Source organism: Rhizobium leguminosarum bv. viciae (genome assembly GCF_012276115.1).
Classification (GTDB): domain Bacteria; phylum Pseudomonadota; class Alphaproteobacteria; order Rhizobiales; family Rhizobiaceae; genus Rhizobium; species Rhizobium leguminosarum_T.
In genome coordinates, this window is record NZ_WIEU01000013.1 from 39,917 (window position 1) to 63,501 (window position 23,585).

At 60.9% G+C, this 23,585-nt stretch carries 23 protein-coding genes and 1 riboswitch; of the genes, 13 read left to right on the forward strand and 10 right to left on the reverse strand.

Annotation, left to right across the window (positions count from 1 at the left end; genetic code table 11):
• Positions 1-12: 12 nt before the first annotated feature.
• Genes GFM02_RS21725 through GFM02_RS21750 form a run of 6 tightly spaced genes read left to right on the forward strand, consistent with a single transcriptional unit; the run spans position 13 to position 5,363 of the window.
• Complete coding sequence (locus GFM02_RS21725) at positions 13-1,029, forward strand: formamidase (protein WP_168322749.1); 1,017 nt, start codon at positions 13-15, stop codon at positions 1,027-1,029.
• An 11-nt stretch (positions 1,030-1,040) separates the two neighbouring features.
• Positions 1,041-1,742: a biuret amidohydrolase gene (gene biuH / locus GFM02_RS21730; RefSeq protein ID WP_020047895.1), complete on the forward strand. Its 702-nt coding sequence runs from the start codon at positions 1,041-1,043 to the stop codon at positions 1,740-1,742.
• On the forward strand, positions 1,742-2,797 hold the full coding sequence (gene atzD / locus GFM02_RS21735) for a cyanuric acid amidohydrolase (RefSeq protein WP_020047894.1): 1,056 nt from the start codon (positions 1,742-1,744) through the stop codon (positions 2,795-2,797). Before biuH ends, atzD begins: the two co-directional genes overlap by 1 nt.
• Position 2,798: 1 nt before the next feature.
• Positions 2,799-4,349: an ATP-binding cassette domain-containing protein gene (locus tag GFM02_RS21740; protein ID WP_168322750.1), complete on the forward strand. Its 1,551-nt coding sequence runs from the start codon at positions 2,799-2,801 to the stop codon at positions 4,347-4,349.
• A complete protein-coding gene (locus GFM02_RS21745; RefSeq protein ID WP_130826439.1) occupies positions 4,349-5,017 on the forward strand; it encodes a cysteine hydrolase family protein in 669 nt (222 codons plus the stop codon). Before GFM02_RS21740 ends, GFM02_RS21745 begins: the two co-directional genes overlap by 1 nt.
• Positions 5,010-5,363, forward strand: coding sequence for a cupin domain-containing protein (locus GFM02_RS21750; RefSeq protein ID WP_168322751.1), 354 nt, complete (start codon positions 5,010-5,012; stop codon positions 5,361-5,363). Before GFM02_RS21745 ends, GFM02_RS21750 begins: the two co-directional genes overlap by 8 nt.
• A gap of 51 nt (positions 5,364-5,414) precedes the next feature.
• Here GFM02_RS21750 and GFM02_RS21755 read toward each other — a convergent pair whose 3' ends face one another.
• The 4 genes from GFM02_RS21755 to GFM02_RS21770 form a co-directional block, all read right to left on the reverse strand.
• A complete protein-coding gene (locus GFM02_RS21755; protein WP_168322752.1) occupies positions 5,415-6,206 on the reverse strand; it encodes an amino acid ABC transporter ATP-binding protein in 792 nt (263 codons plus the stop codon).
• Positions 6,203-6,871 (reverse strand): amino acid ABC transporter permease, encoded by a 669-nt coding sequence (locus GFM02_RS21760; protein ID WP_168322753.1) that lies wholly within the window; start codon positions 6,869-6,871, stop codon positions 6,203-6,205. The genes GFM02_RS21755 and GFM02_RS21760 overlap by 4 nt, the downstream gene beginning before the upstream one ends.
• Complete coding sequence (locus tag GFM02_RS21765) at positions 6,868-7,509, reverse strand: amino acid ABC transporter permease (RefSeq protein ID WP_168322754.1); 642 nt, start codon at positions 7,507-7,509, stop codon at positions 6,868-6,870. Before GFM02_RS21765 ends, GFM02_RS21760 begins: the two co-directional genes overlap by 4 nt.
• A gap of 98 nt (positions 7,510-7,607) precedes the next feature.
• On the reverse strand, positions 7,608-8,435 hold the full coding sequence (locus GFM02_RS21770; protein ID WP_168322755.1) for a transporter substrate-binding domain-containing protein: 828 nt from the start codon (positions 8,433-8,435) through the stop codon (positions 7,608-7,610).
• Between the two features lie 227 nt (positions 8,436-8,662).
• Here GFM02_RS21770 and hutC point away from each other — a divergent pair, with 227 nt between their 5' ends.
• From hutC to GFM02_RS21790, 4 genes are all read left to right on the forward strand, one after another.
• On the forward strand, positions 8,663-9,370 hold the full coding sequence (hutC, locus tag GFM02_RS21775) for a histidine utilization repressor (RefSeq protein WP_168322756.1): 708 nt from the start codon (positions 8,663-8,665) through the stop codon (positions 9,368-9,370).
• Positions 9,371-9,399: 29 nt separating this feature from the next.
• Positions 9,400-10,332, forward strand: coding sequence for a LysR family transcriptional regulator (locus GFM02_RS21780; protein WP_168322757.1), 933 nt, complete (start codon positions 9,400-9,402; stop codon positions 10,330-10,332).
• Between the two features lie 218 nt (positions 10,333-10,550).
• Positions 10,551-11,906: an LLM class flavin-dependent oxidoreductase gene (locus GFM02_RS21785; RefSeq protein ID WP_168322758.1), complete on the forward strand. Its 1,356-nt coding sequence runs from the start codon at positions 10,551-10,553 to the stop codon at positions 11,904-11,906.
• On the forward strand, positions 11,903-12,442 hold the full coding sequence (locus GFM02_RS21790; RefSeq protein WP_168322759.1) for a flavin reductase family protein: 540 nt from the start codon (positions 11,903-11,905) through the stop codon (positions 12,440-12,442). The genes GFM02_RS21785 and GFM02_RS21790 overlap by 4 nt, the downstream gene beginning before the upstream one ends.
• Here the strand turns inward: GFM02_RS21790 and GFM02_RS21795 are convergent.
• Positions 12,419-13,582, reverse strand: coding sequence for an aminotransferase (locus tag GFM02_RS21795; protein ID WP_168322760.1), 1,164 nt, complete (start codon positions 13,580-13,582; stop codon positions 12,419-12,421). The genes GFM02_RS21790 and GFM02_RS21795 overlap by 24 nt on opposite strands.
• A gap of 96 nt (positions 13,583-13,678) precedes the next feature.
• Here GFM02_RS21795 and speB point away from each other — a divergent pair, with 96 nt between their 5' ends.
• Positions 13,679-14,734, forward strand: a complete 1,056-nt coding sequence (gene speB, locus GFM02_RS21800; protein ID WP_168322761.1) for an agmatinase — start codon at positions 13,679-13,681, stop codon at positions 14,732-14,734.
• Positions 14,735-14,826: 92 nt separating this feature from the next.
• On the opposite strand, the gene GFM02_RS21805 is transcribed toward speB, so the two are convergent.
• Positions 14,827-15,411 carry a cysteine hydrolase family protein gene (locus GFM02_RS21805; protein ID WP_168322762.1) on the reverse strand — a complete coding sequence of 195 codons (585 nt, stop codon included), beginning with the start codon at positions 15,409-15,411 and terminating at the stop codon, positions 14,827-14,829.
• Between the two features lie 74 nt (positions 15,412-15,485).
• A complete protein-coding gene (locus GFM02_RS21810; RefSeq protein WP_168322763.1) occupies positions 15,486-17,879 on the reverse strand; it encodes an EAL domain-containing protein in 2,394 nt (797 codons plus the stop codon).
• 105 nt (positions 17,880-17,984) lie between these two features.
• Between GFM02_RS21810 and GFM02_RS21815 the strand changes: the two genes are divergently transcribed.
• Positions 17,985-18,788, forward strand: a complete 804-nt coding sequence (locus GFM02_RS21815) for a transporter substrate-binding domain-containing protein (protein ID WP_168322764.1) — start codon at positions 17,985-17,987, stop codon at positions 18,786-18,788.
• Between the two features lie 74 nt (positions 18,789-18,862).
• Here the strand turns inward: GFM02_RS21815 and fdhA are convergent, their stop codons facing one another.
• Complete coding sequence (fdhA, locus tag GFM02_RS21820; RefSeq protein ID WP_020047878.1) at positions 18,863-20,053, reverse strand: formaldehyde dehydrogenase, glutathione-independent; 1,191 nt, start codon at positions 20,051-20,053, stop codon at positions 18,863-18,865.
• Positions 20,054-20,274: 221 nt separating this feature from the next.
• Positions 20,275-20,477, reverse strand: a riboswitch (cobalamin riboswitch).
• Between the two features lie 160 nt (positions 20,478-20,637).
• A complete protein-coding gene (locus tag GFM02_RS21825; protein ID WP_168322765.1) occupies positions 20,638-21,543 on the reverse strand; it encodes an EamA family transporter in 906 nt (301 codons plus the stop codon).
• A gap of 112 nt (positions 21,544-21,655) precedes the next feature.
• Here GFM02_RS21825 and GFM02_RS21830 point away from each other — a divergent pair, with 112 nt between their 5' ends.
• Entirely contained in the window at positions 21,656-22,531 is an 876-nt protein-coding gene (locus tag GFM02_RS21830; protein WP_026264719.1) for a LysR substrate-binding domain-containing protein, read from the forward strand.
• Here the strand turns inward: GFM02_RS21830 and GFM02_RS21835 are convergent.
• On the reverse strand, positions 22,506-23,564 hold the full coding sequence (locus GFM02_RS21835; protein ID WP_168322853.1) for a GlxA family transcriptional regulator: 1,059 nt from the start codon (positions 23,562-23,564) through the stop codon (positions 22,506-22,508). The genes GFM02_RS21830 and GFM02_RS21835 overlap by 26 nt on opposite strands.
• Between the last annotated feature and the right edge of the window lie 21 nt (positions 23,565-23,585).

Sequence of the window (23,585 nt, forward strand, 5' to 3'; positions counted from 1 at the left end):
CGGAGCTTTCCGATGAACGGACTTGGTGGTCTCAACAAATCCGAACACGGCGTCGGTATCGGCCTCGTTCAGCTCCAGCTGCCGGTGACCGTCACCAAAGCGGACTTGGCAAAACAGACGCAGGTGATCGTCGATCTGGTGGCCAAAGCGCGGCGCAACCAGCCGGGCATGGACCTCGTCATCTTTCCCGAATACGCGCTGCACGGCCTCTCCATGGACATCAATCCGGAGATCATGTGCACGCTCGACGGGCCGGAGGTCGCGGCTTTCAAGCGGGCTTGCAGGGACAATCGGATCTGGGGCTGCTTCTCGATCCTGGAGCTCAACCCCGGCGGCATGCCCTACAATTCCGGCATCGTCATCGACGACCAGGGCGAGTTGAAGCTCTATTACCGCAAGATGCATCCCTGGATCCCCGTCGAGCCGTGGGAGCCCGGCGATCTTGGCATCCCTGTTATCGAAGGCCCCGGAGGCGCCAAGCTCGCGCTGATCATCTGCCATGACGGCATGTTCCCGGAGATGGCGCGCGAATGCGCTTATAAGGGCGCCGAAATCATGATCCGCACGGCCGGCTACACGGCGCCGATCCGCGACGCCTGGCGCTTCACCAATCAGGCCAACGCCTTCTGCAACCTGATGGTTACCGCCAATGTCTGCATGTGCGGTTCGGACGGCACGTTCGATTCCATGGGTGAAGGCATGATCTGCAATTTCGACGGCACGATCATCGCGCATGGCACCTCCGGCCGCGTCAACGAGATCATCACCGCAGAGGTGCGCCCTGACCTGGTGCGCGAGGCCCGGCTCGGCTGGGGGGTGGAGAACAATATCTACCAGTTCGGCCATCGCGGCTATGTCGCTGTCGCCGGCGGCGCCCAGGATGCGCCCTACACCTACATGCACGACCTTGTCGCCGGCAAATACCACCTGCCATGGGAAGACGAGGTAAAGGTCAAGGACGGCACGTCCTGCGGATTTGACAAGCCGATGCGCCGCTACGGCGAACCCCTCAAACCTGCCGCCGAATAGGAGAGAGAATGATGGACGCGATGGCCGAAACCAACGGGCATTTTATCGACGCCGATCCGTATCCCTGGCCCTATAACGGCGCTCTGCGGCCTGATAACACCGCCCTCATCATCATCGACATGCAGACGGATTTCTGCGGCAAGGGCGGCTATGTCGACCATATGGGCTATGACCTGTCGCTGGTGCAGGCGCCGATCGAACCGATCAAACGTGTTTTGGCCGCCATGCGGGCCAAGGGCTACCACATCATCCACACCCGCGAGGGCCATCGTCCCGACCTCGCCGATCTGCCGGCCAACAAACGCTGGCGCTCGCAGCGGATCGGCGCCGGCATCGGCGATCCCGGCCCCTGCGGCCGTATCCTGACGCGGGGCGAACCCGGCTGGGACATCATTCCCGAACTCTACCCGATCGAAGGCGAGACGATCATCGACAAGCCCGGCAAGGGTTCGTTCTGCGCCACCGACCTGGAACTGATCCTCAACCAGAAGCGCATCGAGAACATTATCCTCACCGGAATCACCACCGATGTCTGCGTCTCGACGACGATGCGCGAGGCAAACGACCGCGGCTACGAATGCCTGCTGCTGGAAGACTGCTGTGGTGCGACCGACTACGGAAACCACCTCGCCGCCATCAAGATGGTGAAGATGCAGGGCGGCGTCTTCGGCTCGGTCTCCAATTCCGCGGCTCTAGTCGAGGCGCTACCCTGATGCCGTCATTGCGTGCCCATGTCTTTCGCGTGCCAGCCGACGGCCCCGATGACGTTGCCGGCGTCGAGGCGCTCTTTGCCAGCGGCCTTCAGGCGAACAACATCGTCGCCGTTCTCGGCAAGACGGAAGGCAACGGCTGCGTCAATGATTTTACCCGCGGTTATGCCACCCGCAGCTTCGAGACATTGTTCAGTAGATATGGCGTCGACGGCGTCTCGATCATCATGTCCGGCGGCACCGAGGGTGCGCTCTCGCCGCATTGGACGGTTTTTGCGCGTGAAACCGTAGAAACCCCGGGCGAACGGGCGCTGGCCATTGGTGTGTCGCGTACCCCCGCGCTGCCCCCCGAACATCTCGGGCGCCGGGAACAGATCCTGCTCGTTGCCGAAGGCGTGAAGTCCGCGATGAGGGATGCCGGCATCGATGATCCCGCCGATGCCCATTTCGTGCAGATCAAGTGTCCGCTGCTCACCTCGCGCCGGATTGCCGAGGCCGAGGCAGCAGGCAGGACGGTCGCAACCCACGACACGCTGAAATCCATGGGCCTCTCGCGCGGCGCTTCGGCTCTCGGCGTCGCCGTGGCACTCGGCGAGATAGATGCGACATCGATCAACGATGCCGACATCTGCACACGTTTCGATCTCTTTTCCCGCTGCGCCTCAACCTCGTCCGGGGTCGAACTCACCGATCACGAAATCATCGTCCTCGGCATGAGCGCAAAATGGTCCGGTCCGCTGTCGATCGACCACGCGGTCATGCGGGATGCGATCGACGCGCATTCCGTCAGGAAAGCCCGCGAACGCCTGCCGGAAAACAGCCGGCTGGCGGCGGTTCTCGCCAAGGCCGAGCCGGACCCGTCCGGCAGGATCGGCGGCAGGCGCCACACGATGCTCGATGACTCGGATATTGCAGGCACCCGCCATGCCCGTGCCTTCGTCGGCGGCGTTCTCGCCGGCATCTTCGGCATTACCGATCTCTATGTGTCCGGCGGCGCCGAACACCAGGGTCCGCCCGGCGGCGGTCCCGTCGCCATCATCGTCGAAAAGGAGCAATGAAGTGAGCACAGTCCGCGACACGCCCCTTCCGCAAGCCGGCAAGGCCGTCGGCATCGAGACGCTCGATATGACCATGCGTTTCGGCAGCTTCACCGCGCTCGACAACGTCTCGATCGCCGTTCCGGCCGGGTCTTTTCACGCGCTTCTCGGCGAAAACGGCGCCGGCAAGTCGACACTCGTCAAATGCATCATGGGCTTCTATCACGCAACGTCAGGCTCGTTGTCGGTCGACGGCCGCGAGGTGGCGGTGGCCTCACCCAAGGATGCCGCGGCCTATGGGCTCGGCATGGTCTACCAGCATTTCACACTGGTTCCCTCTCTGACCGGCGCGGAAAACCTGGTCATCAGCCGTACCGAAGTACCCGCGGTTATCAACTGGGCCAGGGAACGCAAGGATCTGGCGGGTTTCATGGAACGCATGCCGTTCAAGATCCCGCTCGACAGGCCGGTGAGCGAGCTTGCGGCCGGCGAAAAACAGAAACTCGAAATCGTCAAGCAGCTCTATCTCGGCCGCTCCTTCCTCGTGCTCGACGAGCCGACCTCGGTGCTGACGCCGGCCGAAGCCGATGAGATGCTCGGCATCGTCCGCGGGATGACCGAGCGCGGCGAGCTCACCGTGCTGATGATCTCCCACAAGTTCCACGAGGTGACGAAGTTCGCTGATGCCGTCTCGATCCTGCGGCGCGGCAAGCTGGTCGGCACCGGTAATGTCGGCGAGCTCTCCACCGCCGAGATGGCGGGGATGATGATCGGCGACGTCAAGCTTGCCGAACTCGACAGCCGTCTGCCGGTGGCGGAAGCGGCCAAATCCGTGCTCACTGTAAGCCAGGTGAAAGCTCCGGATCGCTCCGGCCTGAAGACGATCGAGATCGACGCGCTGACGGTCCGCTCCGGCGAGATCGTCGGCATCGCCGGCATATCCGGCAACGGCCAGAAGGAGTTGACGGAAATCCTGGCCGGCCAGCGCCCGACCGACAGCGGCGAGGTCATGGTCAATGGCGAGACTTACGGCGCCACCCGTGAAGAGACCCGCAAGAACAAGGTGCGTTTCATCCCCGAAGAGCCGTTGCAGAATGCCTGTGCGCCCAGGATGACCGTGAGCGAGAACCTTGCGTTCCGCACCTTCGACTTGAAGCTGGACGGCAAGGACGCGATCTGGCTGAACAAGGGCAACATGAAGAAGCGTGCGTCGGCGCTGATCTCCGACTTCAAGGTCAAGACGGCCTCTTCCTCCTCGCCGATCGCAGCACTTTCGGGCGGCAACGTGCAGCGGGCGGTGCTCGCCCGCGAACTGACGGGCGAGGTCGATCTGCTGATCGTCTCGAACCCTTGTTTCGGCCTCGATTTCTCGGCCGTTGCCGAAATCCGCGCCCGCATCATGAAGGCCCGCAATTTAGGTGCCGCCGTGCTGCTGCTTTCCGAAGACCTCGACGAACTGCTCGAGATGTCCGACCGCATCATGGTCATTTCGGAAGGCAAGCTGGTTTACGAGACACCGGCGCGCTCGGCCGATATCGGCGTGATAGGCGCCCACATGGCGGGGCATCATTGATGATGGGGATCAAGGCAGAACCCTTCGCCTTTCCGGTGAAGCACGATGAGCTCGCCCTCATCGTCATCGACATGCAGCGCGATTTCGCCGAGCCGGGCGGCTTCGGTGCAAGCCTCGGCAACGACGTCAGCCGTATCACCAGGATCGTGCCTGACGTCAAACGCCTGATCCAGGGCTTCCGCAATGCCGGCCTGCCTGTGATCCACACGATGGAGTGCCACCGGCCCGACCTCTCCGACCTGCCGCCGGCGAAACGCGACCGCGGCAATCCTGCGCTCAGGATCGGCGACGAAGGCCCGATGGGCCGCATCCTGATCTCGGGCGAACCCGGCACGGCAATTCTTCCGGAACTCGCTCCGGTGAAGGGCGAAGTCGTCATCGAAAAACCCGGCAAGGGCGCCTTCTACGCCACCGACCTCGGCACCGTGCTGCAGCAGAAGGGCATCAAGCAGCTCGTCTTTGCCGGCGTCACCACCGAAGTCTGCGTGCAGACGACGATGCGCGAAGCAAACGACCGCGGCTATGAATGCCTGCTCGCCGAGGAAGCGACGGAAAGTTATTTCCCCGAATTCAAAGCCGCCGCCATCGCCATGATCCGCGCCCAGGGCGCGATCGTCGGCTGGACCGCCCATGTCGACGACATTCTGGAAAGCATCGCCCATGCCTGAAACGACCCGCGAACGCCTGACGTCAGGCGGCTGGAAGGAGCTGGAATTTGGCCCTTTCCGCGATGCTGTCACGATTCACTGGATCCGCCCCTTCGAGGGCGATCAGCCGGGCGTGGCCCTGTTGAAATATGAGCCGGGCGCCTCTGTTCCCCGCCATCGCCACGAGGGGCTCGAAACCATCCTGGTGCTCGATGGCGTTCAATCCGACGAGACGGGCGATTACATCAGCGGCAGTTATATCGTCAATGCGCCGGGCAGCGAACACTCGGTCTGGAGCGATACCGGCTGTATCGTGCTCATCCAGTGGGACCGGCCCGTGAAAATACTCGAAGAGGAAACTGCCTGAACCCGACACCGGCCTTGGAGATCGGCCCGACGATCCGGAAGGACATGAGCTTCACAGCAGCATCGAGGCTCCGCGATCGATATAGGTATCCAGAAATTGCTCGAGCCGGGGGTTTCTCGGTCGCTTGAAGACGTCCTGCGGTGGGCCGGTGAACAGCACCTTGCCGTGATCGAGAAAGATGATCTGCTGGCCGACCGTTGCTGCAAATCCGATCTCGTGGGAGACGACGACCATCGTCATGCCCTCGGCGGCGAGATCGCGCATGACGTTCAGCACTTCGCCGGTCAGCTCGGGATCGAGTGACGAGGTCGGCTCGTCAAAGAGCATGATCTTCGGGTTGAGGGCGAGCGCCCGGGCGATAGCGACGCGCTGCTGCTGCCCTCCCGAGAGCTGCGACGGATAGTGCCCAGCCCTGCCCTCGAGGCCGACCTTGACGAGCTGGGCCATGGCCCGCTCCTCGGCATCCTTGCGGCCCATCCTGTGAACGGTCTTCAGCGCTTCGCTGACATTGCCGAGCGCCGTCATATGCGGCCAGAGATTGAACTGCTGAAAAACCATGCCGATCTGCGATCGAATTTGCCGGTTCACGGCGGCCGGTACCCGCTCACGGATGCCCTTGGCGTTTTCCGCGAAGCCAAGCACCTCGCCGTTGACGGTGATCGTCCCCTTTGTAGATTCCTCGAGAAAGGCCATGCAGCGCAACAGCGTACTCTTGCCGGAACCCGACGGGCCGATGACGCAGGAAACCTGTCCCTGAACGATATCGAGGTCGATGCCGTGCAGCACGGTGGAGCCGCCGAAGGTCTTGACGAGATTTTTGACTGTGATCGCAGGAACGCTCATATGTTGAAAAACCTGAATCTGGTGAGTTTCGTTTCGGCGAGATGACCGAGCCAACCGGTGATTTCGACCAAGGCCCAGTAGAACAGGGCGAGCACGAAGAGCGCCTCGACGAAAGCATATTGCTGCGAGCCGATGGCGCTCAGTGTCGCCGTCAATTCCGGCACGGTGATGATGGACAGCACGGCCGTCTCCTTCATCAGGATGATCGTCATGTTGACCGAAGGTGGCAACACCAGCATGGTCATCTCCGGCAGCAATATGCGTCGGATGATCTGCCCTTGTGTCAGGCCAACGCATATCCCGGCCTCGATGTGTCCCTTCGGGACGGCGGCAAAGCCCGAGCGGAAGATCTCACTGAAATAAGCCGCGCCGTAGATGGAAAGGCCGATGACGCCTGCCGGGAACGGATCGAGAGACAATCCGACGAATGGCCCGCCGTAGTAGACGAGGAATATCTGAATCAGGAAGGGCGTGCCGCGGAGCACCGCGATGACAATGCCGAACGCCTTGTCCAGGATCACCCCGCCAAAACGTCTGGCAACGGCGACAAGGAAGCCGAGCACGGCAGCAGCCGGGGTGGTGATGATCCAGATGACGATGGTGACCCATGCACCGCTGAGGATTTCCGGCAAGTTGCTGAAGATCACATTGATGTCGAAGGTCATCGCGGCACTCCCGGCAGGGAGCGTTCGATCAGGCCGCCCGCAAGGGCAACGACCCAATTAATGACGAGATAGATCAGCCCGGCGGAAGCGAAAATCTCGAGCGGCAGGAAGGTACTGCCCGCAAGGTCCTGGGCCATGCGCGTCAACTCGACGACCCCGACGACCGAGACCAGCGAAGACGCCTTCAGGATAAGGATCGCTTCGTTCACGAGCGCCGGAAAGGTCAGGCGCAGGGCAATCGGCGCCTTGATGCGGCGGAAGATCTGAACGGGTGTCATGCCGACCATTTCGCCAGATTCGACAAGGCCCGAGGGAACGCTGGAAAATCCGCCGCGCAGATTTTCAGCCTGATAGGCAGCGGTACACAGCGAAAGACCAATGATGGCCGCAACGATGCTCGGCACGTTCATGCCGATCGCCGGCAGCAGATTATAGATCAGCAGCAGTTGCACCAGCAGCGGCACGCCACGAAAGAAACTGATGAAAATCCGCGCCTGCAGCGCCAGGAGCCGTTGCCGCGACAGCAGCATGGCGGAAACGATGATGGCGATCGCAAAGCCGATCAGGATAGAAACCACGCTGATCGTCACCGTGTAGATCGCGGCTTGCAGAAGCAGTTCGAAAAGCTTGATGGACATGGGCGGTGTTTGCCTGGGCGCTGCGGCCGTGAACTCTGATCCCACGGCGGATTGCGCCCCGACCACGGGCGGGGCGCGTTCGTTTCACCGGCAGCTAATCAGAATGCCGGGTCCTTGACAGCATCAGGCGTATCAAAAGATGCACCGAACCATTTCTTCTGCAGCTCAGCCATGCGTCCATCTGCCTTGATCTTGAGCATCGCGGCATCGATCGCATCCATCAGTGGGGCGTGATCGGCATCCTTGAGACCGATGAAGCCGAAATAGGACTTCTTGCCGAATGGCGGCTGGACGACTTCGAACGTGCCCTTTCGCTGGCTGGCGACGAAGGCGATATTGGGCAGCGAATTGGCAACGCCGGCAATGCGGCCGGCTGCGAGATCGGCGTAGGATTCGGTAAAGGCTGGATATTCGCGCACATCGACCTTGGTCGGCAGCGTGTCGGAGAATTCCTTCAACTGGTCGAGCTGAGCAGTTGCCTTGCCGACGCCGATCGTCTTGCCGGCAATATCTTCCGGCTTGCTGATCGTCGTATCGCCAGCCTTCTTCAGGATCGCAATCGTCGCTTCGGCGATCGGCGGCGTGAAGCGATAGCGCTCCAAGCGCTTCTTGGTGATCGTTGCAGGGCCTGCGACGACATCGAACTTGCCGGCCTCGAGCGCCGGGAAGACGCCATCCCAGGGAAGCGCCACCCACTCGATCTTGACGCCGAGTTCCTTGCCGATTTCGGCAAAGAGGTCGACGTTCAAGCCGGTATGTTCGCCGGCATCGATATAGTCGAACGGTGCGAAAGCCGTTTCGGTGCCAACCTTGAGGGTGCCGGCTGCCTTGACGGCTGCCAGCGTGTCGGCTGCATGGGCGGAAACGGCTGCTCCGAACAGGAACGCAGCGCCGACCAGACCCTTCAGCAGTGAATGTGCCTTCATGATCATCTCTCCAGTTTTTATTCCCCCGGCGGAGGAGTTTTGGTTCCCGACTTCGATTTCCTCGGTGCGGATTTCTATGCTCCGCTTTTGACTATACAAATAGATATAGGCTGGCCTAGAGTGTCAATGCAAAAGACGAGGAACGCAAAATTTGTGCCGGGTGGCGTCGATCTCGCCGGCATGACCGTTCCGGATTTACGATCGTTGATGCCGGATGAGGTGCGGGCTTGGTGTCGATTTACCAGCGTATTTTCACGGATATCGAGACGAAGATCACCAGCGGTGATTGGCGGCCGGGTGACCGTATTCCCGTCGAGCATGAACTGGTGGTGGAATACCAGTGCTCGCGCATGACGGTCAGCAAAGCGCTGTCGGCGCTGGCCGAGCGCGGCATGATCGTCAGACGGCGCAAGACCGGTTCGTTTGTCGCATCGCCCCAGATCGACCGCACGGTGATGGATATCCAGGATATCAGCACCGAAGCGGAACTGGCCGGGCACGAACACCGCTTCGAAATCCTTGCCCGCAAGATCGAGCGCCTTGGAGAGGCGGAGGCGCAGCAGCTGTCGGAGCCTGCCGATGCAGAAGTCCTCAGGCTTCAATGCCTGCATATCGTCGATGGCAGACCGAATGCCATCGAGCGGCGGATCATCATGCTCGATGCCGTGCCACGGGCGAGAGAAGAGAGCTTCGCCTCTATCCCGCCCGGCAAATGGCTGCTTGAGCAGGTGCCCTGGTCCAAGGCCAAACATGTCATTCGTGCCGTCTCGGCCGATACCCTGACGGCCCGAATGCTGCAGACGGAGAGGGGCGAGGCTTGCCTTAGCCTGATCCGCCAGACCTGGCAGAACGGGCGCACGGTGACATATGTCGAGATTACCCATCCAGGCGACCGGTTCCAGTTTGCAGGGACGTTTCACCCGACGGCAATTTGAGCTGGCGAAAATCACGAGAGGCTCCGCAAGTGACCGATGAGCGCTTCAAGACGATCCCGCTTAAGGGCTTGCAGGCCTTCGAGGCGGTGGGGCGCTGCGGCGGCGTGACGGCCGCGGCACTGGAGCTCAACGTCTCGCCGGGAGCAATCAGCCAGCAGATTCACAAAATCGAAAGCTTCCTTGGCGTTTCGCTTCTCGAGCGTAGCGGACGAACCGTCGAGCTGACTGCCTGGGGCCGGCTCTACCACCAGGAGATATCGAAGGGATTTGAGCAATTCGCGCTCGCCGGGCAACTGCTGGAAAAGGCGCGCAATGAGACAGCATTGGTTCTCAGTGCGCTTTCCTCCGTCGTCAATAAATGGATCGGCAGGCGCATCTTCGACTGGCAGGCGCTTCATCCCGACGTGCAGGTGAGGATCATCGGACGCGACAGAGAGCCCCGCATCGGCTTCGACGATATCGATTTCCGCGTCAGCTACGGGTCGGACGTGCTGCAGCACGAACATTATACCGAACTGTTTCGCGATTGGGTGGTGCCTGCCTGTTCGCCGGCGCTGATGCAGGATCGCGCGCATGCGGCTCGCGATCTCTTCGAACAGCCCCTCCTCCATGTCGAGTGGGAACGGCACTTCACCCCCTACCCCAGCTGGGCGGAGTTTGCCGCCAAGGCCGGTGTCTCCTTCGACGCGTCAACGCCAGGCCTTTCCTTCACCTTGTCGAGCAGCGCAATTGACGCGGCCGTCAACAAGCGCGGCGTCGTTCTCGCGCAGATGTCGATGATATCGGATGAGCTCGAGGCGCAAACGCTCGTCATTCCCGTCGACATGCGCATTGCGTTGCGCGAAAGCTATTTTCTCGCCTGGGATCGGGCGGCCTTGCAGAAGCCCCACGGGCGCGAATTCCGCGATTGGCTCATTGCTATTTCCCGTCAGCAGGCCCTGGCGTCCGCGCCTGTTGCATAATTTCTCAAATCGGAATCGATTTGAGAAATTATGCAGCGATTCAAAAATATTACAGCGTCCTTTGCGCGTCAGAAAGACGCGCGGCGCTGTAAGCCGATACTTTAGAAAAACTAAAACGGAACCTAGCTGAGCGATATTGATGAAAATTTGCGCCTGGCGATAATTTGCGCAGTCGCCCTCCACCGTTGGCGGCGTGGCCGACATAGCAGGAGAGCTCGATGGCGCGGACCGACAAAATGAAACTCGGGACTTTCGTCTATACGTTCGGCTTTCATCCTGCCTCCTGGCTGCATCCGGCAAGCGACGTCAACGGCGCCAACGACTTCGCTCATCTGCTCGATGTCGCCAAACGATCCGAGGCAGCCAAATTCGATTTCATGTTCATGGCGGATTCTCCTGCCGCTGCCGTCGGCGATCCGAAAGCGCTTGCCCGCATTCCGACCAAGATGAACCGTTTCGAACCCCTATCGCTGCTTTCGGCTCTGGCGGTCACCACCAACGATCTCGGCCTCGTGGCGACGGTATCGACGAGTTATTACGAGCCATACAATGTGGCGCGTCTGTTCGCCTCGATCGACCATTTGAGCAAGGGGCGCGTCTGCTGGAACGTCGTCACCTCTGATCACGACGAAACCGGCTACAACTTCAATCGCGAGGGGCTGGACCCGCATGCGCTGCGTTACGAGCGCGGCAACGAGTTCGTCGACGTCGTGTTCGGCCTCTGGGACAGCTTCGAGGAAGGCGCGCTGCTGCTCGACCGTGAAAACGGTGTCTACTACGACAAGGACAAGCTCCACACGCTCAATCACAAAGGCAAGCACTTCCAGGTTCGCGGTCCCCTCAACATCGCGCGGACGCCCCAGGGCCGCCCGGTCATTGCCCAGGCGGGTGGTTCGGAACCCGGAATGGACATGGCGGCGCGCACGGCCGAGATCGTCTTCAGCCTCGCATCGAATATCGAGCGCAACCGGGCCTTCTACGAAAACGTCAAACGCCGGATGCCGGCCCATGGGCGCGATCCGGACGACCTGAAAATCATGCCGGGCATCGTGATCAACGTCGGTGAAACCGAAGCCGAGGCAAAGGCGAAGGTGGATTATCTGATCGACAAGATGCATCCGGATGTCGGCCGGCTGATGCTCTCCGAATTCATCGAGGTGGACCTGCGCGATGCCGCTCTCGACAAGCCCTTCCCCATGGATCGGCTGCCGGCGGCGCCGAAGGGATCACGCGCCCTGTTCGATGAGCTGGTCGATTTCGTCAGAAGCGGCCGCACCGTGGGCGAACTCATCCGGCACTATGCCGAGAAACATACCGGAAATGGCATGACAGGCACGCCGGCCCAGATTGCCGACTTCATGGAGGAATGGTTCGAGACGCGCGCCGCCGACGGCTTCATCCTGATGTTCCCGACCTTGCCGTCCAGCCTCGACGACTTCGTGCGACTTGTTCTGCCCGAGCTTCGACGTCGCGGGCTGTTCCGCGAGGAATATGAGGGCACGACCTTGCGCGAAAACCTGGGTCTTTCAATGCCTGCCAACCGCTTTGCCAAAACGAAAGAGCCCACCCGATGAGTGCCGAGGCTTTGATCAGCGAAGCGGATTTCAAGCTTTCGATGCGTCATCTGGCGGGTGCGGTCAGCGTGATCACGGTCGGCGACGGGCAAGGCCGCACCGGCTTCACAGCAACGTCGGTCTCCTCGCTTTCGGCGGAATTGCCTTCCGTCATCGTCAGCGTCAACCGAGCGTCTTCCTCATGGCCGGCGCTGCAGCGGTACGGCTGCTTCTGCGTCAACGTGCTCGCCGCCGACCAGCAGCAGGTGGCGCAATCCTTTGCCGGTCTTGACGGGCGAAAGGGCGCCGAACGCTACGGCGATGCAGGATGGTATCACCTCAAGACCGGCGCGGCGGTCCTTGAAAATGCCCTGACAGTCCTGGACTGCAAGCTCGAAACCGCATTCCACTACAATTCCCATGCCGTTTTGGTCGGACATGTCTGCGCGATGGAAATCCGGCAGGGCATAGGGCCGCTGCTATATTGGCGCGGCGGCTATCATGAACTTCCGGCGGAGGTTGAGCAAAACGGTCTAGCGAAGGCGCTCGGACAATAGCCCTATCGAAGCGACATCCGCATTGGCAAACGCAAGTCTGAGGTATCGCTCCTGGCCCTCGCCGAAATAGGCGCCGGGCAAACAAACGATGCCGGATTCCTTGGCGAGCTTTTCGGCAACTTCGGAAGACGATTTATCGGCGTGGGGATGGCGGACAAAGGCGAAATAGGCGCCGATCGCTCCGATCTCCCAATCCGCCAATCCGGAGAAGACCTGCCTCAAAGCGTCCGCCCGGCGAGCAATCTCCAGCCGGTTGCCAGCCCGCCAATCGGCGAGTGCGGGGATCGCCGACGCAACGGCGATCTGAGCCGAACGCGGCGCGCAGATCTGCATATTGTCCATCACCTTGGCGATCTCGGCGATGAGTTTGGGGCCTGCCGTGATTGCACCCAGTCGATGACCGGGAATGCAGAAGGATTTCGAAAAGCTGTAGAGAAGAACGAGTGTGTCCTCCCAGCCCGGCTCGGACAAAAGAGAGTGCGGCCGTCCGTAATCCTCGCCAAGGAAATCGCGATAGGTTTCATCGAGGATCAGCCAGGCGCCATATTTCCGGCAAAGCACAAAAAGCTCGTGAAGCAGGCTTGGCGGATACACGGCCCCTGTGGGATTGTTGGGTGTCACGAGGGCAAGCATCTTTGCGCCGGCTGCAAGCGTCGCCTCAGCCGAACCCGGATCGGGAAGAAAACCGCCGGCGGGGTCGCAATCGACCAATCGACGCCCGATCCCCAGCATCGACAGCGTCGTGTCGTGATTGAAATAGAAGGGGTTGGTGAGCGCAACCGTATCGCCCGCGCCCGCAAGCGCGATCGCTGTACACATGAACGCCTGATTGCAGCCGGCGGTCATGTGGATATTGCCGGCGGAAAGGTCGGCGCCGTAAAGCGCGGCAAGATGAGCCGCGTAGGCCTTGCGCAATAAAGGTTCACCCTCGATCGGTCCGTAACCCGTCATGGCCTGTTGCCCAGCCGCTTCGCGCAGAAGCCGCAGCATCTCCGGATGCGCGGGATAGCCAGGCACGGCTTGCGACAGGTCGATGAGCGGCCCTTTTTCCCCCTTGTATTCGTGGCTCCAGGCGACGACGGAAGGAATGGGTGGGGCAGAGAGGCGGGCAACGAGGGAATTGGGTTTTGCAGCGATCATATCGATTTCTCTTTGACACCGATTGCTACAACGATACCAATTGTTTTCTCAACCTCTTTGTCTGACGAGACGGGCCTGAAGCGGAGACACATGCGCATGGTGTGGGATAAAACGCGGCTCGAACAGCTGCGCGCAGAATTTGCCGATGCCAATGGCGGCGAGATATTCGACGAGAAGTTTCGCAAAGTGGCGGAAAAGATCATCTCCAAGAACGGCACGAGACTGGCGCCCTATGCCGGAATACCGACCTTTCTCAGCGCGCCTTACATGCCGGTCGCTGCCGATGATCCGGACTTCGGCAATCTCCAGGTTGCAATCACCGGGATCCCCATGGATCTTGGCGTCACCAATCGTCCAGGCTCGCGTTTCGGACCGAGAGCACTTCGCGCCATCGAAAGGATCGGCCCGTATAATCACGTTCTCGCCACGGCGCCGGTCTTCGATCTTCGGGTCGCCGACATCGGCGACGTATCGTTCCAAAGCCGCTACCGGCTGGAGCTCAGCCACGACGACATCGAAAAACGCATCGGCCAGATCGTCGATGCCGGCGTTGCCCCGCTTTCCGTCGGCGGCGATCATTCCATCAGCCATCCGATTTTGAAGGCCATCGGTCGGCAGCAGCCGGTCGGCCTCATTCATATCGATGCTCATTGCGATACAAGCGGCGCCTTCGATCAGACGAAGTTTCATCACGGCGGGCCGTTCCGCAATGCGGTGCTGGACGGCGTGCTCGATCCGACAAGGACGATCCAGATTGGCATCCGTGGTTCGGCGGAATATTTGTGGGAATTCTCCTATGCGTCGGGAATGACCGTGATCCACGCAGAGGACATCAGCCGAATGGGGATTGCGGCCGTCATTGCCAAGGCAAAATCCATCGTCGGCGACGGCCCGACCTATCTTTCCTTCGACGTCGACAGCCTCGATCCGAGCTTTGCGCCCGGCACGGGCACGCCGGAGGTCGGCGGTTTGACCACACGTGAAGTCCTCGAACTGATACGCGGGCTGAAAGGGATCAACTTGGTGGGTGGTGACGTCGTTGAAGTCGCCCCGCAATATGACGCAACGACCAACACGGCGCACGCCGCAGCACAGGTGCTGTTTGAGGTCCTGAGCCTCATGGTGTTTAGTCCATCGATCGGCAAACGCTAAGGCCGACCTCTCGGTCATCTCTGGCAATTGGCCGGGCGGGCCAAGACCATGTCGTTCGCGCAAAACCGCCGCATGCTCTTGCGCGACATGCTTTAACCAACGCCCCTCAAAAATTCTTCGGTCTCGATGAGTTCGAGCTGCACGGAGAACCGATCGTGCAGAAGTTCCAGTGACGCGTCATGCGTATCGTCGGCGCCGCTGCAGACGGCATCCTTGAGCACGATGACACGATAGCCGAGATCGATGGCGCCGAGCGTCGTGGCAAGCACGCAGACATCGGTTTCTCCGCCGGTTACGACAAGCGTATCGACCCGCTCCGACTGAAGGATCGCATGCAGGCGACCGTCGAACCAAGGGGAATAGGTGCGTTTGTCGAAATACCTTGCCGGCGGAACCAACGCCGCCAGCGATGACGCCAGATCGATCAAGTCGCGCGGAAGATGCTCGCCTGTCATCATCCACCATTTCCGGTAATAATCCCGCCATTTCCCGGGCATGTCGTCCGCACGCTCGGGTGGCAGGAAGCGAGTAAATATCGTTCGCGACGGGTGCCGCCCGGCCAGCTCTTCGATCTGAGGAGACACCCGCGCCATCCAGGGTACGTGCCACGGTGTGTCTTCGGCAAACATCCGCTGCACGTCGACGCAAAGGTGCCGCCACTCACCGACCTCGCCCATCACATCCTCCATTCCGTCTTCGGGCGTCAACCGTCGTGTGGGGCGAAAGTTCCTAGCCGAAAACCAAAAGCCTCTCAGGCAACGGCGCCTGGAGCGGTCGAGAGTAACCCGGCGCTTTCAGCTTTCTGGAAACAGTCAAGTTCGTGCAGAGGAACCGGTTTGGAGAAGAAGTAGCCTTGGAGGTCGGTGCAGCCGAGGGCGGCCAGAAAGTCGCGTTGATATTCGGTTTCGACCCCTTCGGCCGTCGTCGAAATACCGAGGTTCCGGCTGAGCGCGACGATGGCGCCGATGATTGCCGCCCCGTTGGCTTTGGTGCCGAGCTGTGAGACGAACGATCGATCGATCTTGATGCGGTCGATATCGAAGCGCACCAGGTGGCTGAGGCATGAAAAGCCGGTTCCGAAATCATCGAGCGAAACCTGAACACCCCGGCTGCGCAGCGACTTCAGCACCGTATAAACGTCCGAGTTGTCCTCGATCAGTGAGGACTCGGTGAGCTCGAGCTCGAGCCGGGACGGCTGCAGGCCGCTCTCCTCAAGTACGGCGAAGACTTCCTCGGCGAAATTTGGCCTTCTCAACTGGGCGGGAGACACGTTGACCGCAACGAATGTGTCTTCTGGCCATTCGCGGGCGGCTCTGCAGGCTTCGCGCAAGACCCAGAAACCGAGAGCGTCGATGAGGCCGCCCTCCTCGGCGACAGGGATGAAGCTGGCAGGCGTCAAGAGTCCGCGCTGGCTGTGACGCCAACGCACCAGAGCCTCCGCGCCCGACGCCGCGTATTCTGCCTCAGCGCGATGAACCGTTTGGTAATAGACCTCGAGCGATCCGAAGTCCGGCCGGTTCGCAATCGGATCGGATTGAGGAGCATCAGCGGACGAGGCCGCGCTTTTGGCCAAAACGTCCCGCAATTCGTTCTTGAGAATGTCGCGCGCATTCCTGCCGCCGTCCATGGACGGTGAATAGAGACGCCACTGGCCTCTCCCGCCCATCTTTGCCTCGTACAGCGCGACGTCGGCGTAGCGCATGATGTCATCGGCGTTCCGCCCGGCGTCCGGCACGACGGTTACGCCGATCGAGCCGCCGACGCGCGCGACCGCCTCGCCCCTCAAAAGCGCGAAGGGCTTGCCAAGTTCGGCAACGATCGCTTCGCATATTGCCGGCAAAACGTGGTCATGATCTTTGATGTCCCGGAGAAGCAGGGCGAACTCGTCGCCTCCGAGCCGGGCCAGCGTGTCGCCCGGACGAAGCAAGGAGCGGATCCGCTCCGCGGCCATCCTGATGAGTTCATCGCCGGCGGCGTGGCCGAACGTGTCGTTCACGGCTTTGAAGCGGTCGAGGTCGAGAAGTGCGACTGCCGAGCGCTCGGTCGAATTCTGCGTCTCGGCCAAGCATTCGTCGAACCTCATGGCAAACAAGGCGCGGTTGGGAAGATCGGTCAGCACATCATGCAAGGCGAGCTGCCGTGCATGCAGTTCGCTTCTCCTCAACTCGCCGAGACTGCTTCGCAGGCGCACTAGCAAGACCGAGAACAGGATCGCGATCACCAAGGCGGCAATCGAAAGCGCCGGCATCAATCGGCCGATCACCCTCGAACCCGGAAGATCGGGCCGCCATACGATGAAGCCGATCGGTTCGCCGTTTGCCGTGGCGTCGATCTGGAACGCAACCTCGTTTTCGTCTGCGTCGGCCGTGCGAGCGAAGCGCGCGCCGTTGAGGCCCTGTTCTCGGCTCAATTCGTCCAGCGCCGCACCATCGATAAACCGCACGACGATCAGGAATTGCCGCATCGGCTGCTGCTGCCTCTCAGTGGCCTCATTGATGGCGACGACGCCGACGATTGTCGGCCGACCTTCCAGCCGCATCAGATTGGCGAGCGCCCGGTTGGGACGGGCGGCACTCGCAAGGCGGCTTTCCATTGAGGACGGCGTTCGTTCGTTAAAAGCCGTACCGTGTCTCACTCCAAGCCGGGCATCCTGAAGGAGAGGCAGGAAGAGAGGCTTCATCCAGCGATAACGCTTTTCCGTTTGGGCGTCCGCCAGCATGAGCAGTTGCGCCTTCTCGTCGACGACAAAGGCCTGATCGTAGCCGAAGGCGGACATTGCGGTCTGGCTGATCGCGCTCCCGGCGGCAGCCGTCAGAACCGCATCGAGGCTGGAGGAGGAGCCTCCGGTCGAGCGGGCGGCAGGATAAACACGTGTGAGGTAGCCGTTGCCGAACTGGCCGATAACATGGGCGACTTGATCGACCTGCTCGCGCAGGCGCGCATTCACAAGCTGGCGCTGTCGATCAAGGGCGGCAGCGTCGCTCTCGGTTCCTGCCCAGAGCGCCGAGAGTACGACAAGTCCGATCGCTCCAAGCCCGCTGACGGCAATCAGAAACAGAATTCTTCCCGAAGCGATCCAGGATTGCTGAAACGTGTTGGAGCTGGAAGGAAGAACGATGTGCAAGCGTAGACCCCTGAACACCACGACGCGGGCGCATTCGTCGATGCTAACAAAGAAGCGTTCACGTAGAATTAAAAGCTGTGAGCCACTATGGCGCGAGATCGACTATGCCCTAAGGAGCTCCCGACGATGTTGCGCATATCCATTCAGACTATATTGCGCGGAGCGCTGATGGCGGGCGGGATCGGTATCTTTTTGGCGGCTTCGCCGCTCGAGGTGGCTGCGCAAGATCGCATGCCGATGAGAATTGCCGTCGAAGGCGCATTTCCGCCCTTCAACTATCTCGATGCAAATAACAAGCTTCAGGGTTTCGATATCGATATTGCCAATGCGCTGTGCGAGGTCGGCAAGTTCGAATGCCAGTTCATCATCGAGAAATGGGACGACATAATCCCCAATCTCGTTGGCGAAAAATACGACGCGATCATCTCGTCCATGTCGATGAGCCTCGAGCGACGTCAAAAGGTTGCGTTCACGGAGAAATACTACAACAGCCCCTCCGTGTTCATCGCTCGGAAGGATTCGCCGATCAGCGATGTCAGCCCCGCTGGCCTCAGCGGCAAGATCCTCGGGGTGACGTCGTCGACGGCGCAGGAATCCTACGCCAACCATGTCTATCCGGAGATGAAAAAGAAGGTCTTCCGGTCTTCGCCTGAATTGTACAAGGGGTTGTCGGACGGCAGCGTCGATATCATCCTGGAGGACAAACTCGCCATCTACGACTGGATCGCCAACACCAAGGCGGGAACCTGCTGCGAGTTCAAAGGGCCGGATCTGGTCGACGTCATATACTTCGGCGAAGGTGCCGGGATCGCGCTGCGCCTGGATGACAAGGAGCGTCTGACGCGCCTGAACGAAGCGCTGAAGAGCATCAAGGCGGACGGGACCTACGATATGATCAATGCAAAATATTTCCCGTTCAGCATCCAGTAGTTCGCCGGCCAATTTTCGAGAATACGGGATGGCCGGGTTTTCGCCCGGCCATCCCTATGTCTGCAGTCGGGTTGCTATGCGGCTTTCGCTACCTCTCCGTGCGGATCGAGGACATATTTCGTCGCCGCTCCCTGGTCGAAGCTCTCATATCCATTGGCCGCATCGTCGAGCGGGATGACCTTGGCGTTGACGATATCGGCAATTGGCAGTCGGTCGTGGAGGATCGCCTGCATGAGCTGACGATTGTACTTGATCACCGGAGTCTGGCCGGTGTGGAAGGACTGTGCCTTGGCCCATCCGAGGCCGAAACGAAGCGAAAGATTGCCGTGCTTGGCGGCATTGTCGACGGCGCCCGGATCCTCGGTAACGTAAAGGCCGGGAATACCGATCGAACCCGCGGCACGGGTAATCTCCATCATCTGATTGAGCACGATCGCTGGCTGTTCGCCGCCCGAATGGCCGCGTGCCTCGAAGCCGACCGCATCGATGGCGCTGTCCACTTCGTTGGTGCCGACGACCTGCGCGATCATATCGCCAAGACGGTCGCTCTTCGACAGGTCGATCGGTTCGAAACCGACCTTCGCTGCATGCGCCAGGCGGTCCTTGTTGAAATCGCCGATCATAACGACAGCAGCGCCGAGAATGCGAGCCGAAGCCGCAGCCGCAAGGCCGACGGGGCCGGCGCCTGCCACGTAGACGGTCGAGCCGACCCCGACGCCTGCACGCACTGCGCCATGGAAGCCGGTGGGCAGAATGTCGGAGAGCATGGTGAGATCCCGGATCTTCGCCATTGCCTTGTCCCGATCGGGGATTTTCAGCAGGTTGAAATCCGCATAGGGAATGGTGACATAGCGCGCCTGTCCGCCGATCCAGCCCCCCATGTCGACATAACCGTAAGCGCCGCCGGCGCGGGCCGGGTTTACCGTCAGGCAGACACCGGTATCCTGAGACTTGCAGCAGCGGCAACGGCCGCAGGCGACATTGAAGGGCACCGAGACGATATCGCCGATGTCGAGCATCTCGACGTCGATGCCTTTCTCGATGATCTCGCCAGTGATTTCATGACCGAGGACCAGGCCCGGCATCGCCGTCGTGCGGCCGCGGACCATGTGCTGATCGGAGCCGCAGATATTGGTCGAGATCACTTTCAGGATGACGCCGTGTTCGATGCGGCGACCGTCGGGCGCTTCCAGCTTCGGATCGTCGATGTCGCGGACTTCGACCTTGCCCGGCCGGAGATAGACGACGCCTCTATTTTTGCTCATGGATTCCTCCCACTTGTTTGAATGCCTCGATCTGCAACCGATGCAGTCGATGGCAACTTCCCTCCGGCCTGCCTCCTCTGCAGCCCGGTGTCCACAACACGAGGATATCGCCGCACCGGGCGATATTTGGATTTTGCAAAAGGGACAGATTGAATGGAGAAGAGGAGCAAACGCCATGGCTTTCGCCCTTCGTTCCGCTCGTGATCGTCTGCCTGCAATCCGTCGATTTGCTGTGACAAGAGCTGGTTTCCGGCTCCAGAATCTCCTTTCGATCCATCTCGATATCTTTCCGGATGTCTGTCCGGCGATTTCCTTGAGGATTTCAGTTCTTCTACCGCTGCGGGGCAGCGCCGACGCCAGGCCGGCTTGCCAATGGTCCATTTTCGCCAGTTTGCGAGATAGCGCCTTGAACAGCACAAACAAACCATGCCTGACGGAAAACAGCGATCAAGAAAACGACATGGGTGCAACTCAAAGACGACAGTCGCAAAGTCGCAATAGCGCTGCGTAGCGGAAATAATTGATCCCGCGAATACGGCGGTTTTCCGGTTTGTCCCGGAAGATTTAATCGCCGCCTAAAGACTTTAGGCGCGATGCGGCCGCCGGCTGCGGCTGGCGTCGATGGCCGTGTGCCAGAACACGGCGCCGAGGATGATCGCGCCGCCGAAAAAGGTGGCGACGGGCGGCTCTTCGGAAAACAGCAGCCAGACCCAGAAGGGCGTGAGCACGATTTCCATCGTGCCGATCAGCGCGGCTTCTGCCGGCGGCATCCGCTTCGCCCCAGCAAGGAAGAGCACCAGCGCGAGAGAGAAATTGGTCGCGCCGAAGGCCGCAAGAACGATCCAGTTGTGCAGGTCGAGCGAGCCGACAGAACCGAACGGAGCAAAGATGGCAAGCGTCAGGAAAGCGCTGATCACGGTTGGCGGCAGGCTCGGCACGTCGGGGCTGATGCGCGGAATGATGATGACCAGCGCGAAGGACACGGTCATGCCGAGCGCCAGCAGGTCGCCCCAACCGGTCCCGCCGCCGATCGACGAGGCGACGATGACCGCGACGCCGAGCAGCGAGATGCCACCGGCAATCAACGTCCGCCTGGCCACCCTCTCCCTGAGGATGACCCAGCCGAGCAAAGCCGCAATAAACGGCGCGGTCGCATAGATCATCGTCACATTGGCGACGGTGGTCATGTAAAGCGCCCCGATGAAGCATCCCTGACTGAAGGTCTGGCATGCGATCATGGCAAGACTGGACGGATGGAAGACGGAACGCCATTGCTGCCGTGAAATACCCCCTTCGAGGAAAAGGCAGGGGATCAGCAGGAACAGGCCGCCGAACAACGACCGCCAGGCGATCGCCGTCCACACGTCAGTCGTCAGGAGGCGCGAATAGACGCCGCTCGCGCTCCAGGCAAGTGTCGCGGCAATGATGAGAAGCACACCCTTCTCATGCTCGCTGCCTGCGAGACGTCTGGCCGGATTTTCAATGGTCACGCAGATATTCTCAAAGAAGGAAGTCGAACGCCGCTCTTTTCTGCGCCAAGAATTGACATCAGACAAACGAATAGTAGAGATAGCTACCATCGATTTTTTCTATGGCTATCCCATGCACGAGCCAATCGAAAGCGACTTGCTGAGAACCTTTCTCGTCGTCGCCGAGACATCCAATTTCTCCGCGGCTGCCCAGCGCATCGGGCGGACGCAGTCGGCCGTCAGCACCCAGATCAAGCGGCTTGAGCTGACGATCGGCGAAACGCTGTTCGAGCGCGGCGCCCGCGGCGTGTTGCTGACGCGCCAGGGCATCCAGCTCGTCCCCTACGCTCGCAGGATCATCGACCTCCTGAACGAGGCGGCTGCGACGATCCGCAGCAAACCGCTCGATGGACCGGTACGCATCGGAATTCCCGAGGAATACAGCCAGACGGTGCTGCCGGCAGCCCTTGCGGCTTTCGCTGTGCGTCACCCGGCCGTCGAGGTCACCGTGTCCTGCGACTACACGGTCCGCAACCTCGCCGCCCTCGAGCGGGATGAGCTCGATCTGGCCGTCGTTTTCGACTGGAGCGATGAGACGAAGGGCGAGGTCATCTGCATTGATCCCACAGTCTGGGTCACATCGATGGTCCACCGGCTGCACGACATCAATCCCCTGCCGATTGCGACCTATCGCAACTCCACCTGGTCACGCGATTTTGCGCTCCGGTCGCTGGAGCAGATCGGCCGCAACTATCGGATCGCTTTCATCGCCGATACCGGCTCGGGGCTGAAGAATGCCGTGACCGCAGGCCTTGCCGTCACCACGCTTTCCCGCAGCAGCATTCCGCCCGGCTGCCGGGAGCTCACCGCTGAAGACGGTTTCCCGCCGGTCGATTCTTCGAAGGTCGTGCTCCGCCGGAGCACCTACCGTTCCAGCGAGGCCGTCCGGGAACTTGCTGAAATGATACGAGACGCGTTCCAGCCTATGCCCGCACCTCCGATGGTGTGACGCGGCGGCGCAAACGGCGCCGGGTCTCGGACGGGCTCTCGGAAAAACTCGCCCGGTAGCTTCTCGCAAAGGCCGAGGCCGAGTTGAAGCCGGTCGCCGCGGCGATGTCGGCAAAGGAGGCTGTCGTCTCGATCACCTTGCGGCGCGCCGCATTCAAGCGCAGCGCGAGATAATGCACATGCGGCGGCGCGCCGATGCTCTGCTGGAAGAGATCCTGCAGATGCCGGGCGCTGATCCCCACCCGGCGGGCCAGCCGCGTGAGGGTCAGAGGCTGCTCGATATGCTCCTCCATCAGTCGCACCGCTTGCGTCACGCGCGGATCGTGCAAACGTAACCCGGCCGAGGCTGCGGAAAGCGAGTCCTCGGCGTGGAAGGACGGCTGCTCGTAACGGAACAGCCGGCTGACCTCGAGCGCCAGCGAATAACCCTGCCGTTGCCGGATCACCTCCAGCATCAGGTCGACGGTCGGAAGCGAACCTGAGGTGGTCAGCCGCTTGCCGTCGATGACGAAACGATCCTTGACGGCCCGCACCTCAGGATAGGCCAGCGCGAAATCCTCGTAGTCCTCCCAGTGAACGGTCGCCGGCTGCCCGTCGAGCAGGCTCGCCTCGGCCAGCAGCCATGTGCCGGATTCGATGCCCGCGATCATCGTGCGGTAGCGGGCGGCCTGCGAGAGCTGCATCTTCAGCGCCGACGTAGCACTTCGGCGCCAGTTGTAACTCGCAAGCACGAACAGCGGCGTATCCTCGGTCGTCACCTTGAAAGCGCCTTGCGCGGGCACGGCAATATTGCTGGTGGTTGGGACCGGTGCTCCGTCCGGCGTGAGCAGCCGCCAGCGATAGAGTTCGCTGCCGGAAATGCGGTTGGCGCCGCGCAGCGGCTCGATGACCGAGGCGATCAGGATCAGGTTCGCGTCCGGCAGGACGAGAAGGTCGATATCGAGCCGTTCCGTCGATCGCTGTAGCAAGATCACTTCCCTCGAGTTCCGATAATGTATCGGTTGCTTCCGAAATTGCAACGCATCGCCATCCATCCTGTCGCGTAATGGGGACAA